The sequence below is a fragment of the Flaviaesturariibacter aridisoli genome (assembly GCF_004343705.1).
Taxonomy (GTDB): Bacteria; Bacteroidota; Bacteroidia; order Chitinophagales; family Chitinophagaceae; genus Flavisolibacter; species Flavisolibacter aridisoli.
On record NZ_SKFH01000002.1, the window covers coordinates 18,347 to 32,736 of the forward strand.

At 61.0% G+C, this 14,390-nt stretch carries 12 protein-coding genes; 4 read left to right on the forward strand and 8 right to left on the reverse strand.

What is annotated here, in order from left to right:
* Positions 1-4 precede the first annotated feature (4 nt).
* From E0486_RS01710 to E0486_RS01720, 3 genes are read left to right on the forward strand one after another with little or no spacing between them, the layout of a single operon-like run.
* Positions 5-1,570: a M1 family metallopeptidase gene (locus E0486_RS01710; RefSeq protein WP_131850412.1), complete on the forward strand. Its 1,566-nt coding sequence runs from the start codon at positions 5-7 to the stop codon at positions 1,568-1,570.
* Positions 1,571-1,593: 23 nt separating this feature from the next.
* On the forward strand, positions 1,594-4,353 hold the full coding sequence (locus tag E0486_RS01715; RefSeq protein ID WP_131850413.1) for a M1 family metallopeptidase: 2,760 nt from the start codon (positions 1,594-1,596) through the stop codon (positions 4,351-4,353).
* The gene (locus E0486_RS01720) at positions 4,353-5,243 is read left to right on the forward strand and encodes a GNAT family N-acetyltransferase (protein WP_165917150.1); all 891 of its coding nucleotides are present in this window, start codon (positions 4,353-4,355) and stop codon (positions 5,241-5,243) included. The genes E0486_RS01715 and E0486_RS01720 overlap by 1 nt, the downstream gene beginning before the upstream one ends.
* Before the next feature lie 134 nt (positions 5,244-5,377).
* On the opposite strand, the gene E0486_RS01725 is transcribed toward E0486_RS01720, so the two are convergent.
* The 3 genes from E0486_RS01725 to E0486_RS01735 form a co-directional block, all read right to left on the reverse strand.
* Positions 5,378-6,739: an OmpA family protein gene (locus tag E0486_RS01725; RefSeq protein ID WP_131850415.1), complete on the reverse strand. Its 1,362-nt coding sequence runs from the start codon at positions 6,737-6,739 to the stop codon at positions 5,378-5,380.
* A gap of 85 nt (positions 6,740-6,824) precedes the next feature.
* Positions 6,825-7,256, reverse strand: coding sequence for a septal ring lytic transglycosylase RlpA family protein (locus E0486_RS01730; protein WP_165917151.1), 432 nt, complete (start codon positions 7,254-7,256; stop codon positions 6,825-6,827).
* A 7-nt stretch (positions 7,257-7,263) separates the two neighbouring features.
* Complete coding sequence (locus E0486_RS01735; RefSeq protein ID WP_131850417.1) at positions 7,264-8,964, reverse strand: L,D-transpeptidase family protein; 1,701 nt, start codon at positions 8,962-8,964, stop codon at positions 7,264-7,266.
* 172 nt (positions 8,965-9,136) lie between these two features.
* Between E0486_RS01735 and ddpX the strand changes: the two genes are divergently transcribed.
* Positions 9,137-9,682, forward strand: a complete 546-nt coding sequence (ddpX, locus tag E0486_RS01740; protein ID WP_243697353.1) for a D-alanyl-D-alanine dipeptidase — start codon at positions 9,137-9,139, stop codon at positions 9,680-9,682.
* Between the two features lie 41 nt (positions 9,683-9,723).
* Here the strand turns inward: ddpX and E0486_RS01745 are convergent, their stop codons facing one another.
* The 5 genes from E0486_RS01745 to E0486_RS01765 are packed head-to-tail and all read right to left on the reverse strand — an operon-like array spanning position 9,724 to position 14,387.
* Positions 9,724-10,020: a thiamine-binding protein gene (locus E0486_RS01745; protein ID WP_131850418.1), complete on the reverse strand. Its 297-nt coding sequence runs from the start codon at positions 10,018-10,020 to the stop codon at positions 9,724-9,726.
* Entirely contained in the window at positions 10,020-11,015 is a 996-nt protein-coding gene (locus E0486_RS01750) for a chorismate synthase (RefSeq protein ID WP_131850419.1), read from the reverse strand. Before E0486_RS01750 ends, E0486_RS01745 begins: the two co-directional genes overlap by 1 nt.
* Positions 11,012-12,316 carry a 3-phosphoshikimate 1-carboxyvinyltransferase gene (gene aroA, locus E0486_RS01755; RefSeq protein WP_131850420.1) on the reverse strand — a complete coding sequence of 435 codons (1,305 nt, stop codon included), beginning with the start codon at positions 12,314-12,316 and terminating at the stop codon, positions 11,012-11,014. The genes E0486_RS01750 and aroA overlap by 4 nt, the downstream gene beginning before the upstream one ends.
* Positions 12,316-13,320: a 3-dehydroquinate synthase gene (gene aroB, locus E0486_RS01760; RefSeq protein WP_131850421.1), complete on the reverse strand. Its 1,005-nt coding sequence runs from the start codon at positions 13,318-13,320 to the stop codon at positions 12,316-12,318. Before aroB ends, aroA begins: the two co-directional genes overlap by 1 nt.
* A complete protein-coding gene (locus E0486_RS01765) occupies positions 13,320-14,387 on the reverse strand; it encodes a chorismate mutase (protein ID WP_131850422.1) in 1,068 nt (355 codons plus the stop codon). Before E0486_RS01765 ends, aroB begins: the two co-directional genes overlap by 1 nt.
* Between the last annotated feature and the right edge of the window lie 3 nt (positions 14,388-14,390).

Below are 14,390 nucleotides of genomic sequence, written 5' to 3' on the forward strand. Positions count from 1 at the left end.
TCCAGTGCTCCGCCTGCTGTTGCTGATCGGGTTACTCGCGACGCTGCCTGCCGAAGGCCAATACTGGCAGCAGCGGGCCTCTTACCGCATCGGCGTCCGCCTCGACGACCGGGAGCAGCGCCTGCGCGGATCGCTGGAACTTACCTATGTGAACGGCTCGCCCGATACGCTGCGCTACCTCTGGATCCACTGCTGGCCCAATGCGTACAAAGACGCGCGCACCGCCTTCGCCAAACAGCTGGCGGGCGAGAAGGGCGGAAAAAGCCGCCTGCGCGCCATCCGCGATAAAGGCTCTATGGACAGCCTGCGCTTTTGGGTGAACGGCGTGGAAGCCCGCACGGAGCCGCATCCCGAATGGAGCGACGTGCTGAAGCTGGTGCTGCCGGCCCCGCTGACAAGCGGGGACAGCGTCCAGGTGCGCACCGGCTTCCGCGTGCAGCTGCCCACCTACAACTCGCGCATGGGGCACAGCGGCAAGAGCTACATGATCTGCCAGTGGTATCCAAAGGTGGCGGTATACGACCGCAAAGGCTGGCACCCGATGCCCTACCTCGACCGCGGTGAATATTACAACGACTTCGGCGACTACAACGTAAGCATCACGCTGCCCGGCGCCTACGTGGTGGGCGCCACGGGGGTATTGCAAACGGAAGCGGAACGCGAACGCTACATCGCCCTCGGCGACGCCAACCGAAGCGGCAAGGGGACGCCCAAAGCTTATCGCAACACGGCTATGGAAAAAACCCTGTCCTTCCTTGCCCGTAACGTGAGCGACTTTGCCTGGTTTGCCGACCGCGACTTCCTCATCGAGCACGACCGTATGCCCCTCGGCGACAGCAGCGTGGACCTGTTTACGTACCATCACCCCGGCGCCCACGAAAGCTGGCAGGGCTCCACCGCCTTCCTGCGCGATGCGCTGACGCAGTACTCCGGATGGCTGGGCGCCTATCCCTGGCCGGTAGCACAGGCGGTGGAAGGTCCGTACAACGATATGTCGGGTGGAATGGAATACCCGATGATTGCGCTGATCAGCGTGCCCGGAGCTGAAGATTCCACCCTCGACGTGACCATCGCGCACGAGGCGGGCCACAACTGGCTGCCGATGATCGTGGGCAGCAACGAGCGCGATCACGCCTGGATGGACGAAGGTCTCAACACCTGGCTGGAGCACCTGTACTCGGCACGCAAATACGGCACCTTCGGGGGCGCCAACACGATGGGTGCGCCCTTCTACCTGCGCCAGGATCCAGACGCACTGCGGCGCTGGGGCTACGCGCAGCTGTCGGCCGGCGTGCGCACCCGCGCAGCCGTGGATGCACCCTCCGCCGATTTCGACAGCGAGTCTGACTACAACGAAGCGGTGTACGACAAGGCGGCGCTCTGGCTGTTCCGCCTCGAAAAAACCTATGGACAGGAGGCGTTGCTCCAGGCGCTGAAGCGCTATTTCAACGAGTGGAAGTTCCGGCACCCCTACCCCGAAGACCTGCAGGCGAGCCTGGAGGCATCGCTGAATGCCGGGCTCCAAAAATGGTTCGAAGCGCTCCGCCGTAAAGGCCGCTTTGCGGAATAGGCGCCTATGGCTACTTTCGAAAGGTGAAACGACTCCTTCCCGTTCTTCTTTCGCTGGCCGCACTCACCGCAAAGGGCCAGCAGGCCTCGTGGCAGCAGCGCACCGACTACAGCATCGATGTAACGCTCGACGCAGCCACGAAGAGCCTCGACGGCTTCGAGCGACTGATCTACCACAACGCTTCGCCCGACACGCTGCGCTTCATCTGGTTTCACCTTTGGCCCAACGCCTTCAAGAACGACCGTACCGCATTCACCGATCAGCAATTGCGCAACGGCGACACGCGCTACTATTTTGCCGGCAAAGACGAACACGGCTACATCAACCGCCTCGACTTCCGCGTTGACGGCGCCGCTGCCCGCACCGAAGACCACCCGCATTGGATCGACGTGGTGAAGCTGCTACTCCCGGCGCCGCTGCCGCCCGGTGGCACCGCCAACATTACCACGCCGTTTCATGTGAAATTGCCCTACAACTTTTCGCGCGGCGGCTTTGCCGGGAACTCCTTCCAGGTGACGCAATGGTACCCGAAGCCGGCGGTGTACGACGCCAGCGGCTGGCACCCGATGCCCTACCTCGATCAGGGGGAGTTTTATGGTGAGTTCGGCTCCTACGATGTGCGCATCACGCTTGCCCGGGCCTACCGCCTTGCTGCCACGGGCCGGCCGGGGCCGACGCAGGACCTGTCGGACCTGATCGACGAAAGCGCCCCGGCGAAGCCGAAGCCGCTGCAGACCTACCGGTTCCGGCAGGATAACATCCACGACTTTGCCTGGTTCGCCGACACCGGGTTCATCGTCAAAAGCGATACCTGCCGCCTGCCCTCGGGGAAGGTGATCGACGTCAGCACTTACTATACGAAAGCAGAGAAACAATACTGGGACAGCAGCCTGTTGTACGCGAAGGCGGCCCTTCGGTTTTACTCGGCCGAAGTGGGCGACTATCCTTACGACGTATGCAAGGTGGTGCAGGGGCCCGAAGCCTTCGGCGGTGGCATGGAGTATCCGACCATTACCGTCATCGAGCCGATCCGGAGCGCGCAGGAGCTGGACATCACCATCGCCCACGAGATCGGTCACAACTGGTTTTACGGGGCGCTGGCCAACAACGAGCGCGATGCCCCCTGGCTCGATGAAGGCTTCAATACCTATTTCGAGCGGAAGTATGCCCACGCGCGCTACCGGAACGACGGCGACGTCGAAGAGCTGCTCTACCTGACGCTGGAACGGCAGAAACGCGCGGTGCCCATCGCCACGCCCGCCGACAGCATGACCGATGCCAACTATAACCTCGTCACCTATTTCAAGACCGCCCGCTGGCTCGAAGGGATCGAACGCGACCTCGGCCGCGACAGCATGCGGCAGCTGATGCAGGCCTGGTATAGCGAGCATCGTTTCCGGCACGTGCAACCGGATGATTTCTTCCGCCACCTGCAGCGCTGGACGCCGGGGAGCGCGAACGAATACAAGGCGCAGGTGTACCGGCAAAGCGCCCTTCCCATCCAACGGCTCCGCCCACGCTCCGCGCTGCTGACGCCCCTCTGGCCCAAATCGTACAGCAACTACCTGGCGGCGCCCCAACGGAATGCCTGGCTGCTGGCCCCCGCCTTCGGCGTCAACCAGTACGACCGCTTCATGATCGGCCTGATCTTCACCAACTACCTGCTGCCACCACCGAAGCTACGCCTGCTGCTGTTGCCGCTGTACGCCACGGGGCCGAAGCAATGGAACGGGCTCGGGCGGCTTTCGTACTCGATGTACCCCGACCGCGGGCCCAAACGCATCGAGCTGTTCACGGCCGCCTCCACCTTCAGCTACAACGAATTTACCGACGACAAAGACCGTCGCTTCACGGCGCGCTTCTTCAAGGTGGCGCCGGGCGCCGAGCTTGAGTTCCGCAACCGCGACGGGCGCAGCCTGCAGCGCCGCCTGCTGCATTGGAAGTCGTACTTTATCGGCGAGCAGCCCTTCCGCATTTCGTACGATTCGGTGTTCACGGCCACCGACACAACGCTGGCGCTGAACACCACGAAGCGTGACCTGCGCTACAGCGTGCACCAGCTCGCCTTTCGTATCGACAACATCCGCGTCTTGTACCCGTATAGCGCCGCCGCCTGGGTGCAGACCTCGGCGTACTTCACGCGCCTGCACCTCGAAGGCAATTACTTTTTCAATTACCCGAAAGGCGGCGGACTGTCACTACGCGCCTTCGCCGGCAAGCTGCTCTACGACCGGCACCGCAACGATTATCCCTACGGCCTGTTTCCCGGGCGCTTCTTCCTCAGCATGAGTGGGGCCAGCGGTGAAGAAGATTATACCTACAGTCACTATTTCGTGGGCCGCAGCGCTTTTGAAGGAATCACCTCGCAGCAGATCGCGATCCGCGACGGCGGCTTCAAGATGCGGACGCCCCTGCTGTCGCAACCGGTAGGCCAGAGCGACGACTGGCTGACGGCCCTCAACTTCAATACCTCCATTCCCGACGCGGTCAACCCGCTGCGGGTGCTGCCCATCAAAGTTCCGCTGCACCTCTTTTTCGACATCGGCACGCAGGCGGGCGCCTGGGAGTCGGGCGCGACGGGCGGACGCTTCCTCTTTGAAGGAGGCCTGCACCTGCCAGTGGCCGGCGGCCTCGTGAACTTTTACTTCCCGATCGTATACAGCAAAGTGTACCGCGAGTATGCGCAGTCGATGTATCCGAAGAACCGCTTCTTCAAGACCATGACCTTCAGCATCGACCTGCAGCGAACCTCGGGGCTCATTAAAAACCAGCGCCTGTTTTGATGGAGATCCGGTACCTGCGCCACGACACTATAGACAAGGCGCGCTGGGATGCGGCGCTGGCGCTTTGCCCCAACGGCAAGATCTATGCGTCGAGCCTGTACCTGGACCATATGAGCCCGGGCTGGGACGCCCTCGTGCAGGGCGATTACGAAGGGCTCTTTCCGCTGCCCTGGCGGCGCAAGTGGGGCATTCATTATGTATACGCACCCTTCCTGACGGCGCAGCTCGGGCTATTTGCCCCTGCTCCTTCAAGGCTGCAGCTGGCGGCTTTCGAAGCAGCTATCCCGGCCCACTTCCGGCTGGTAGAGTTGCCGCTCAATGAAGGTAATTTCTTCAGCGACGAAAAGGTTACAGCACGGAGTAACTACGTGCTGCCCCTGAACGAACCCTACGAAACATTGCAGGCGGCCTACCGCGACAACATCCGCCGCAACATCCGGAAGGCGCGCCAATATGGCTGCCGCAGCGAAACGGGTACGCCCCTGCCGGAGATCATTACCCTGGCGCGCGCGCATGCGCGCGACGAGGCGAGCCTGGATGCCTTTACCCGCTTACACCAGGAACTCGATGCCCGCGGGCAGGTGCGGCGTTACGGCGTGCGCTCGGCAGAGGGGCAACTCCTGGCCTCGGCCGTATTTCTACTGGACGCCCGACGGGCCTATTATATCCTTGTGGGCAATCACCCCAACGGCCGCACGCTCGGTGCCTCGCACTTGCTCATCGACTCCTTCATTGCCGACCATGCCGGCAGCGGACTGTTGCTCGACTTCGAAGGTTCCGACCTCCGCAACCTCGCCTTTTTCTACAGTTCGTTCGGCGCCCGGCAGGAGCTTTACCCCCAGTGGCGCATCGACCGGCTGCCCTGGTGGATCCGCCTGGTAAAGTCATAATGGCGGAAGTCTTCATGGGGAAGTGAAAGCTCCCGGCTCCCAACTTCCGCTTCCGGCCTGATCGTTTAAAAAGAAAAGCCCCCGCCTGAGGCGGGGGCTTTTTATAGGCCTCCCTTTGGGAGATTTGGTTGTCTTTATTCGTAGCTCGGACGCATCACCACGCGGCGGTTTTTGGCGCGGCCGGCAGCGGTCTTGTTGTCGGCGATGGGTTTCGTTTCGCCAAAGCCCTGCGACTGGATGCGCGACTCTTCTACACCCTTGCTCAGGAGGTAGGTGCGCACCGAGGCAGCGCGGTCTTCGGAGAGCTTCTGGTTGTATTCGTCTTTGCCCACGTTGTCGGTGTGGCCTTCGATATACACCTTCAGGTCTTTGTCCTCGTTCATCAGCTTCACCACGTCGTTGAGTGCAGCGTAGGAGGTTTTTTGCAGCGTAGCCTTGCCGGTTACGAAGAAGATGCGGCTGGCGTTCTTGTTCATGCGCACGATGGTTTCCTGCTTGATGGCGGGGCAACCGTTGTTTTCGCGCACACCGGCCAGGGTCGGGCACTTGTCTTCTTCATCGTTGATGCCGTCGTTGTCGGTGTCGGGGATGGGGCAACCCTGCAGGCGGGCGAGGCCGGGAACCTGCGGGCACTTGTCTTCCTCGTCGTTCACACCGTCCTTATCCGTATCGGGGATCGGGCAGCCTTTGTATTTGGCCACGCCGGCCTCGTTGGGGCACTGGTCTTCTTCGTCGTTGATGCCGTCTTTATCCGTATCAGGAATGGGACAGCCATTGTATTTGGCAATACCGGGCACCGTGGGGCAGCGGTCGAGCGAGTCGATGATGCCGTCGGCATCGCTGTCCTTCGGCGGCTCGGGCACCACTACGGGAACGGGCTCTTCCTTCTTTTTGCTCAGGCGGGCGGAGAAGCCGAATCGGTAGACGAAGTGGTAGTTGTTGGCGCGGTTCGTTACCGGGATGCGGTAGGTGGCGTCGGCAAACAGGCCTGCTTCGTTGAAAATGTTGAATTTAACACCAGCGCCTGCGGGGATGATGGCGTCGAAGGTGCCGTCGTAGTGACTGGCGCCGATGCCCACCGTGGCGTAGGGTGTAAAGAAATAGCGTTCCGAGAACAACTTGAATTGTGCAGACGCGTCGGCTTCGAGCTGGAGCTTCGGATCGGTGATGCGCGTGCCGTCGGCAAAGATGATGCGCGGCGTCGAGCCACCGATGGAGCCCGCGAAATCGATGGAGTTGGTCAGCCCCTTGAAGTAGTGGATGGCCAGGCCTGGGTCCATTTCGCGAAACTTGGCGAGCTGCTTGGTATTGGTCGTTTGGTTGAACGAGGTCGTACGGATGCGGCTTGCCGTGAGGTAGTCGTTAAAAAACAGGCTGAAGCCGATCGAACCGGGCCGCTTATACGACCTTGTTTGAGTCTGGGCTCCTGTTTGAGTCTGGGCAAAAACCGCGGTACCGCATACAACGGCGAGCAGTGTCACCAGTATTTTCTTCATAAAGCGTGTGGATTGGTTAGACGGAGACAAAAATAACAGTCCGATAACGAAAATGAGAATTTATTTATGCAGGCCCGGTGCGGCTTCAGGTGGCCCGGCGCACGAGGATTTCCACCTTCACCTGCGTGAGGCCGAGGCCGATATAACCGAGGCGTTGCGCCGCGATGCGGCTCATGTCCACCACCCGCTTGTTCTTCGGGTGCAGGCGGTCGGTAACCTGAACGATCACCACGCGCTTGTTGCGCAGGTTGGTCACCCGGATCCAGGTGCCGAGCGGAACGCGGTTACAGGCTGCCGATAGTTTGTGGCTCCAGTATATGCCGCCGTTGGCGGTTTGCCGTCCGTTGAATTTATCGGCATAATAAGAGGCGATGCCGTAGAGGGGTTTGAGGTCCGATATCCGGAGCCCGGGGGCCGCTTCTTCCATCGGGGGCGTTTGTTCGGTCGGCGCTTCCTGTGCCGCCGCCGGAACGGTCAGCGTCAGCACGAAGAGCAGGGACAGGATCAGGTGGCGCATAAGCGGTTTATTTTCGGGTAAGGTAGGCCTGCCGCAGGCGGCGGTCTTCGCCGTAGATGTCTTCGTAAAACACCAGCCTGCCAGCCTGGCGGCCCACGGTGAAATAGCGCAGGAACACCGGCATCGGTCTGCGCAGCGGCACATACTGCCGCTTCTTTTGCGCCAGCCAGCTGTCGAGCGAATCCACCGACACGGGCTTGGCACGCGACGCCGAATCCATCGCCAGCAGCGTCGAGTCGCGATGCAGCAAGTAAGTGGCCAGGCTGTGCCAGGACTCCACCCGCACACAGCCGTGGCTCAGGGCCCGCTTGCTGCGGCTGAAGAATCCGCGCTGGTTGGTATCGTGCAGGTACACCGAGAACTTGTTGGGAAAATTGAACTTCAGCACGCCCAGCGCATTGTCGTCGCCGCTGCCCTGCACCACTTTGTAGGGAATGCCTTTCTTATACTTGCTCCACTTTACTTTATACGGATCTACTTCGTTGCGGTTCGTATCGAGCAGGCTGTAGCCCTTGCGCGCCAGGTAGCCCGGGTCGCGCTGCAGCGCCGGCAGGATGTCTTTGTTAATAATGCTCGGCGGGATCGTCCACTGCGGGTAGGTCATCATGTTGTTCACCGCGCTGGCCAGCACCGGCGTCCGCGTTTCAGGCTTGCCCACGACCACTTTCGAAGTAAGCGTCACGGAGTCGCCGTGTACTACCTGTAGCTGGTACGAAGGCAGGTTCACCCAAATGTATTCCACCGGCAACTCCGGCAAAGCCTTGTATCGGTCCATGTTGAGAGCAATGATCGCAAACTTGTCCGCATCGCTCATGTTCAGCCGCGTGAGCAGCTCCGGGCTGATGCGGCCATCCACTTTGATGCCCTTGCGTTTCTGGTATTGACGCACCATCGTAGCCAGCGCGAGCGAATCGGGCAGCGAGGCGTCGTAATGGATCGAATCTTCGGAAAGACGCTTGCGCAGTTGCTGCGGCAGGTGCAGCGTATCCTTCAGGTTTATGGCCGTATAATTACGGAAGCGCGCTTTGAGCAGGAAGGAATCGAGGGCCGCGCGCAACTCGTGGTAACCGGCGTGCTTCGGCTCGAGGCTGCGTGTGAACGAGTCGACGGGAAGGGTGCCGAAGCGCCGGGCCACGCTGTCGAAGAAAGGCGCATGGAGCGCGCTGTCGCGGCGGCGCAGTGAGTCGGGTTGCAGGCGGCTTACCTTGAGGTCGGTGGCAAAGTCCACGAGGGCGGCGGTCAGGTACAGGTCGGTCTGCGCCCAGAGCGCTGCATCGAGGCGGTTGCCGCGAGCGGTATCGCGGGCGCGCGGCAGCAACGAGTCGAGCTTTTTTACCGAATAGTCCTGCGGAAAAAGGCCGTAGTGGCGCGCATTGTGCAGCAACGCGAGCAGGCTGTCGCTCTTACTGAGCCACACGCTGTCGTGCGACCAGAGCGGGGCGTATTCCGATTTCTTATAAATAGCGGCCATGGCCGGCACATTACGAAAAGGAAGGGCGCCGCTGCGATCGGTGCTGTCAAGGGCGCCTTCGAGTGCCGACTCCAGCAGGTCCGACACGGTGGCCTTCAGCTCCTCAGGGCGCGCCACCACCTGCTTCTGATCGAGGCGGATGTGCTTGCGCTTGCCCTTGCAGCCGGCAGCAGCAGCCAGCAGCAGGAAAATACCGAGGCTGATGCCCCAAAAGGTGGATATTGGCTTTTCGCTCATGAACGATTCGATTATGCGACAAAACAACAGGATGATCCGCTGCCTCGTTACGGCCGGGCTGCAGTTAGCAACAATGGTGCCGCTCTCACAGTCGTGCCGGGCACAAAATATAAGAATTGTCGGGAAATCAAAAATTTACCGGCAGTTGATTCGCCGGGACAGCACCCAACGCATGGTGGAACTCCATACGCTGTCGCCGGGAATCCGGTACGACCTGCGCTATGCAACGGCGAACAATTTCACCGGACGGGTACTTTATGAGCAGGGAACGAAGACCTACCTGCGCGTGTTGCCCGCGCAGGCCCTCGCAGCCGCTCAGGACAGCTTCCGGAAGCTCGGACTGACCCTTAAAATCTTTGACGCGTACCGCCCGCATGCCGCCACCCGCCTGATGTGGGACCTGGTTCACGACGAGCGCTACGTGGCCAACCCAGCGAAAGGCTCCGGTCACAACCGCGGCGTCGCCGTCGACCTGACGCTGGTGGATTTGCGAAGCGGCCAGGAGTTGGATATGGGCACGGGCTTCGACAACTTCACCGATACGGCGCACAGCGATTTCAGCGCCCTTTCTCCGTCGGTTCTAAGGGCCCGGGCATTGTTACGCGGAATAATGGAACACTTTGGTTTTACGGTACTCGCCACCGAGTGGTGGCACTTCTACTGGCCCAACGACCGGAATTACGAGGTGCTGGACCTGCCGTTCCGGAAACTGCGCTGATATGCATTCAGAACTACAAGAACGTCAAGAACCATAAAAACTTACCTGAACTTCCCCGTTTTCTCCTCTCCCGTTATCGGCCCATCCGCCCGCACCTGCAGTTGAAAATGCACGATCCATTCCGCACAGCCACGCTGTTGCAAATGCTCGTTTAAAGCATGGAAGACGGCGATCACTTCGTCGTAGGTTCCTTCTAAAACAGTGGCGAAGGGACCCACCTCGTGGGTGATACCCGATTGTTGGATGACGGCGATGGCTTCGTCCACCCACGCATAAGGATGGCGGTCCTGGACGATGGGCACGAGCTGCAGGGAGGCGTTGACGGTATGTTGGTGCATCAGGAAAGTATTCGCGGGAGTAGCCCCTGTTGTAAGTAGAGATCGGCAAGCACGAGCGCGGTGACGGCTTCCAGTACGGGTGGCACCCGGAGTGCGATGCAGAGATCGTGGCGCCCCTTCACCGAGAAAGCCGCCACGTTTCCGGTTTCGCGGTTCCAGGTCTCCTGTTCCTTGGGGGTCGACGAGGTCGGCTTTACCGCCACACGGAACACGAGTTCGTTGCCGTTCGTGATCCCACCAACGACACCGCCGGCATGGTTGGTCTTCGTTTGTCCGCTACCGTTGAGAATGGCGTCGTTGTGTTCCGAGCCCAGCATGCGCGCTGCCGCAAACCCGGTTCCGAATTCGATACCGCGGATGGCAGGAATGCTGAAAACGGCCTGTGCCAGCAGCGATTCCACCGAGTCAAAGAACGGCTCGCCCAAACCCGGCGGCAGTCCGTGCACGCGGCACTCCACGATGCCGCCGACGGAGTCTTTGGCGGCAATTGCTCTTTGTAGCCCGGTGTCCACGTCGGGTTCGCCGCCCACTTCGGTTATGCGTGCTTCGATGCGCAGGTTCGCCAGCAGCTTCTTGGCGATAACGCCAGCAGCCACGAGGCATACCGTCAGCCTGCCGCTGAAGTGCCCGCCACCGCGGTAGTCTTCAAAGCCGCCGAACTTCTGCGTGGCCACGAGGTCGGCATGGCCCGGGCGTGGCACGGCGCGGATCTTTTCGTAATCAGCCGAGCGCGTATTGCTGTTGGGGAAGATCATGGTGAGCGGCGCGCCGGTTGTGCGGTCATTGAAGAGACCGCTCATGAAATGCGGGCGGTCTTCTTCCTGGCGTGGCGTGGTGCCCTTCTGCTGGCCGCCCTTGCGCCGGTCGAGGTCGCAGTCGAAGTCGCCGGGCAACAACGCGAGGCCGGCGGGCAGCCCGTCGACGGTAATGCCCACGGCGGGGCCATGCGATTCGCCGAAGATGGAAAGCCGGAACTGGCGGCCGAATTGGTTCATGCGGTGGATTGACCGGTTAAAGATACAGCGGCACCGAGTTGCTGCAGGTGCTGCCAGAATTGCGGGTACGACTTGCCCACGGCTTCTGCGCCGGTAATGGTCACGGGCCCTTCGGCGCGCAGTGCTGCTACGGCGAGTGCCATGGCAATGCGGTGGTCGTGGCGTGCGGACACGACGCCGCCCCGGAGTGGGCAGCCCCCGCGAATGATCATGAGGTCGTCCTGTAGTTCTACGGTTAGCCCCAGCTTTCCGAATTCTTCCTGCAGGGTAAGGGCGCGGTTGCTTTCCTTGTGCGCCAGGCGCGACACACCTTCTATAACGGAGGTGCCATCGCAGAAAGCCGCCAGTGCCACCAGGGGTGGAAAGAGATCGGGGCAGTCGGTGGCGTTGAATGCCCATCCCCGCCCCTTTCCGGGAAGGGAGTCCGAACCTACCGTAATCCCATCTTCCCGTACACTGAGTGGAATACCCGCCTGTATCAAAACCTGCAGGATATTTTTGTCGGCCTGCTCGGAAAAGACGTCGAGCCCGTTTACTTCCAGCCTGCCGGCAATAGCGCCGGCCACGAGGCCAAAAGCCGCGCCACTCCAGTCGGCCTCCACGGTATAGGTTACGACACTTTGCGCGCGGGGCTTCGACGGACCGAACACAAAGGCTTCATAACCCTCGTTGCGTGGCACATTCATGCCGAAATGCTGCATCAATGCCAGCGTCAGGTCCACGTAGGGTTTGCTCTTCAGGTCGCGCACCCGGATGGTGGCGCCGGTGTGCGCGGCGGCGCCATAGGCCATCAACAGGCCGGTAAGGTATTGCGAGGACTGTGAGCCGTCGATCTCAATATCGCCGGGTTGCAGCGGTCCGTTTATGGAGATCGGGAGCAGGCCCTTGTTCAAGGTGGTGGGCACACCCAGCTGCGGCAGCACTTCAGCAAAGAACTGCATCGGTCGCTGCAGCAGGCTGCCCCGGCCGGTCAGCTGCAGCGGGCCGTCCACCAGCGCAGCGATCGGCGTGAACATCCGGATCGATAGCCCGCTTTCGCCGCAATCGATCAGCGGCTGCTGCGGCAGCTGCGGATGCCCGGTCGATGCGATCCCGATGCGGTCGCCGTGATCGGAAACCTGCGCACCCAGTTGCCCAACGATGCGCAGGGCCGCGGCATCGTCTTCAGAACGGCCGGGATGATTCACAACGGTGGTCCCGGGGTGGAGCAAGGCCGCCGCGCAAGCCCGCTGCATGGCGCTCTTGGATGCAGGGGGCGTATAAATACCCGAAACCCGTGAAGGTGATACGATAGCTTCCATTACAGCAATTCTTCGATTTCTTTAAGCGAAAGTTCTTCGGTCACCGCCTTGCCGATGCGCTGGAGCAGCACGTAGCGGAGGCTGCTCCCCTCCTTCTTTTTGTCTTTCGCAAGCACGGGCAACACTTTTTCCTTTTTATACAGCGCTTCCGTTGGCAATCCATATTGTTCCAGCAGGGCAACCACGCGCGCCGCCTCTTTGAAGCGCAGCCGCTCCTCCGAAAGCTTCGCGGCAAATGCCATACCGATCGAAATGGCCTCGCCGTGTGTCAACTCATATTGGTTCTCGAGCGCGTGGCCCAGGGTGTGACCAAAGTTGAGCAGGCGACGCTCTCCTTGCTCGGTCTCATCGGCACGCACGATCCGGGTCTTCAGGAGCGCGTTGCGCTCCACCAGCTCGGCGAGCGCGGTTTTGTTCTTCTGGTAAAATCGTATGCTCCCCGACTCCAGCTCTCCGAACAGGCCGGCGTCCTTGATGGCTGCATGCTTGATGATCTCGGCGAAGCCGGAGCGCCATTCGGCCTCGGGTAGTGTTTTCAGCAGGGTATAGTCGTGCAGGATAAAAGCGGGCTGACGGATCGTGCCCACCATATTCTTGTACAAGCCGAAGTCGATCCCGTTCTTGCCGCCGATGGAGGCATCTACCAAAGCCAGCAGCGTCGTCGGCACGAAGCCGCAGCGGATACCCCGTAGAAATACGGAAGCGATATAGCCGGCCAGGTCGGTCACCACACCACCGCCGATGCCCACGAGGGTCCAGCCGCGGTCGGCGCCGAGCTCGATGAGCTCGCCGATCACCGAGTCTACAGTGGCCTGGATCTTATAGGCCTCCCCCGGTTTCAGCACGATGCTGTTCCAGCCTTTGAGCTTGCTGCCGTGCGCGGCAAATACGTGCTCGTCGGTGAGCAGCACCGACCGTTTCGGGTCGGCGAGGGTTTTAAGGTCTTTCAGGCTGCCGTCGAAATGATAGTCGACCGATGCGTTCCCGATCTTGAAAGTGGTCATCAGCTGTTGAAGATTTTGTTCTGGTGGTGGATGCTTTCCATATGCACCGCGTCGAGGTAGCGGGTGATGAACTCCTGGCTCAGGCCATGGCGCTCGCCCTTGCGGATGGCGCGTTCGAGGATCTCGTTCCAGCGGCGCGTTTGCAGGATGGTGATGTTGTGTTCCTTTTTGTATTGCCCGATCCGGTCGGCGAGCTTCATGCGCTGGCTGAGCAGCTGCATCAGCTCGTCGTCGAGCTGGTTGATCTGCTGGCGCAGCTTTTCGAGCACGGCGTGCGCTTCTTCGTTGCCGGTCTCCTCCTTGCGCCAGATGATCCCTTCCAGGAGGGCCGCCAGCGCTTCGGGTGTGATCTGCTGCTTGGCATCGCTCCAGGCGTTGTCGGGGTCGATATGGCTTTCGATCATCAGGCCGTCGAAATCGAGGTCAATGGCCTCCTGGGCCACTTCCTGAAGTATGTCGCGGCGCCCGCAGATGTGCGAAGGATCGTTGATCAGCAGCAGCTCCGGGTTGCGGCGCTTCATCTCGATGGCGAGGTGCCACATCGGTGCATTGCGGTACTCGGTGTTTCCGTACGACGAGAAGCCGCGGTGGATGAGCCCGATCTCTTCCACGCCCGATTTGGCTACGCGCTCCACGGCGCCGGTCCAGAGCTCCAGGTCGGGATTGATCGGATTTTTCACGAGCACGGGCACTTTAACACCTTTCAGGGCATCGGCTACTTCCTGCACGCTGAACGGGTTCACCGTGGTGCGGGCGCCGATCCAGAGTACGTCCACATCAAAGTGCAGCGCGTCTTCCACCTGCTTGCCCGTTGCCACTTCCACGGCGGTGGGCAGGCCGGTGGCCTTTTTGGCGGCCTGCAGCCAGGGCAGTCCTTTGGTGCCCACACCTTCAAAAGAGCCCGGGCGGGTGCGGGGTTTCCAGATGCCGGCGCGCAGCAGATCGACCTTGCCGGTAGCGGCGAGGCGCGCAGCGGTTTCGAGTACCTGCTCTTCGGTTTCGGCGCTGCAGGGACCGCTGATGATGAGGGGCCGCTTATTGCGGACGGTGTCGAGGACGTTTTTCATACG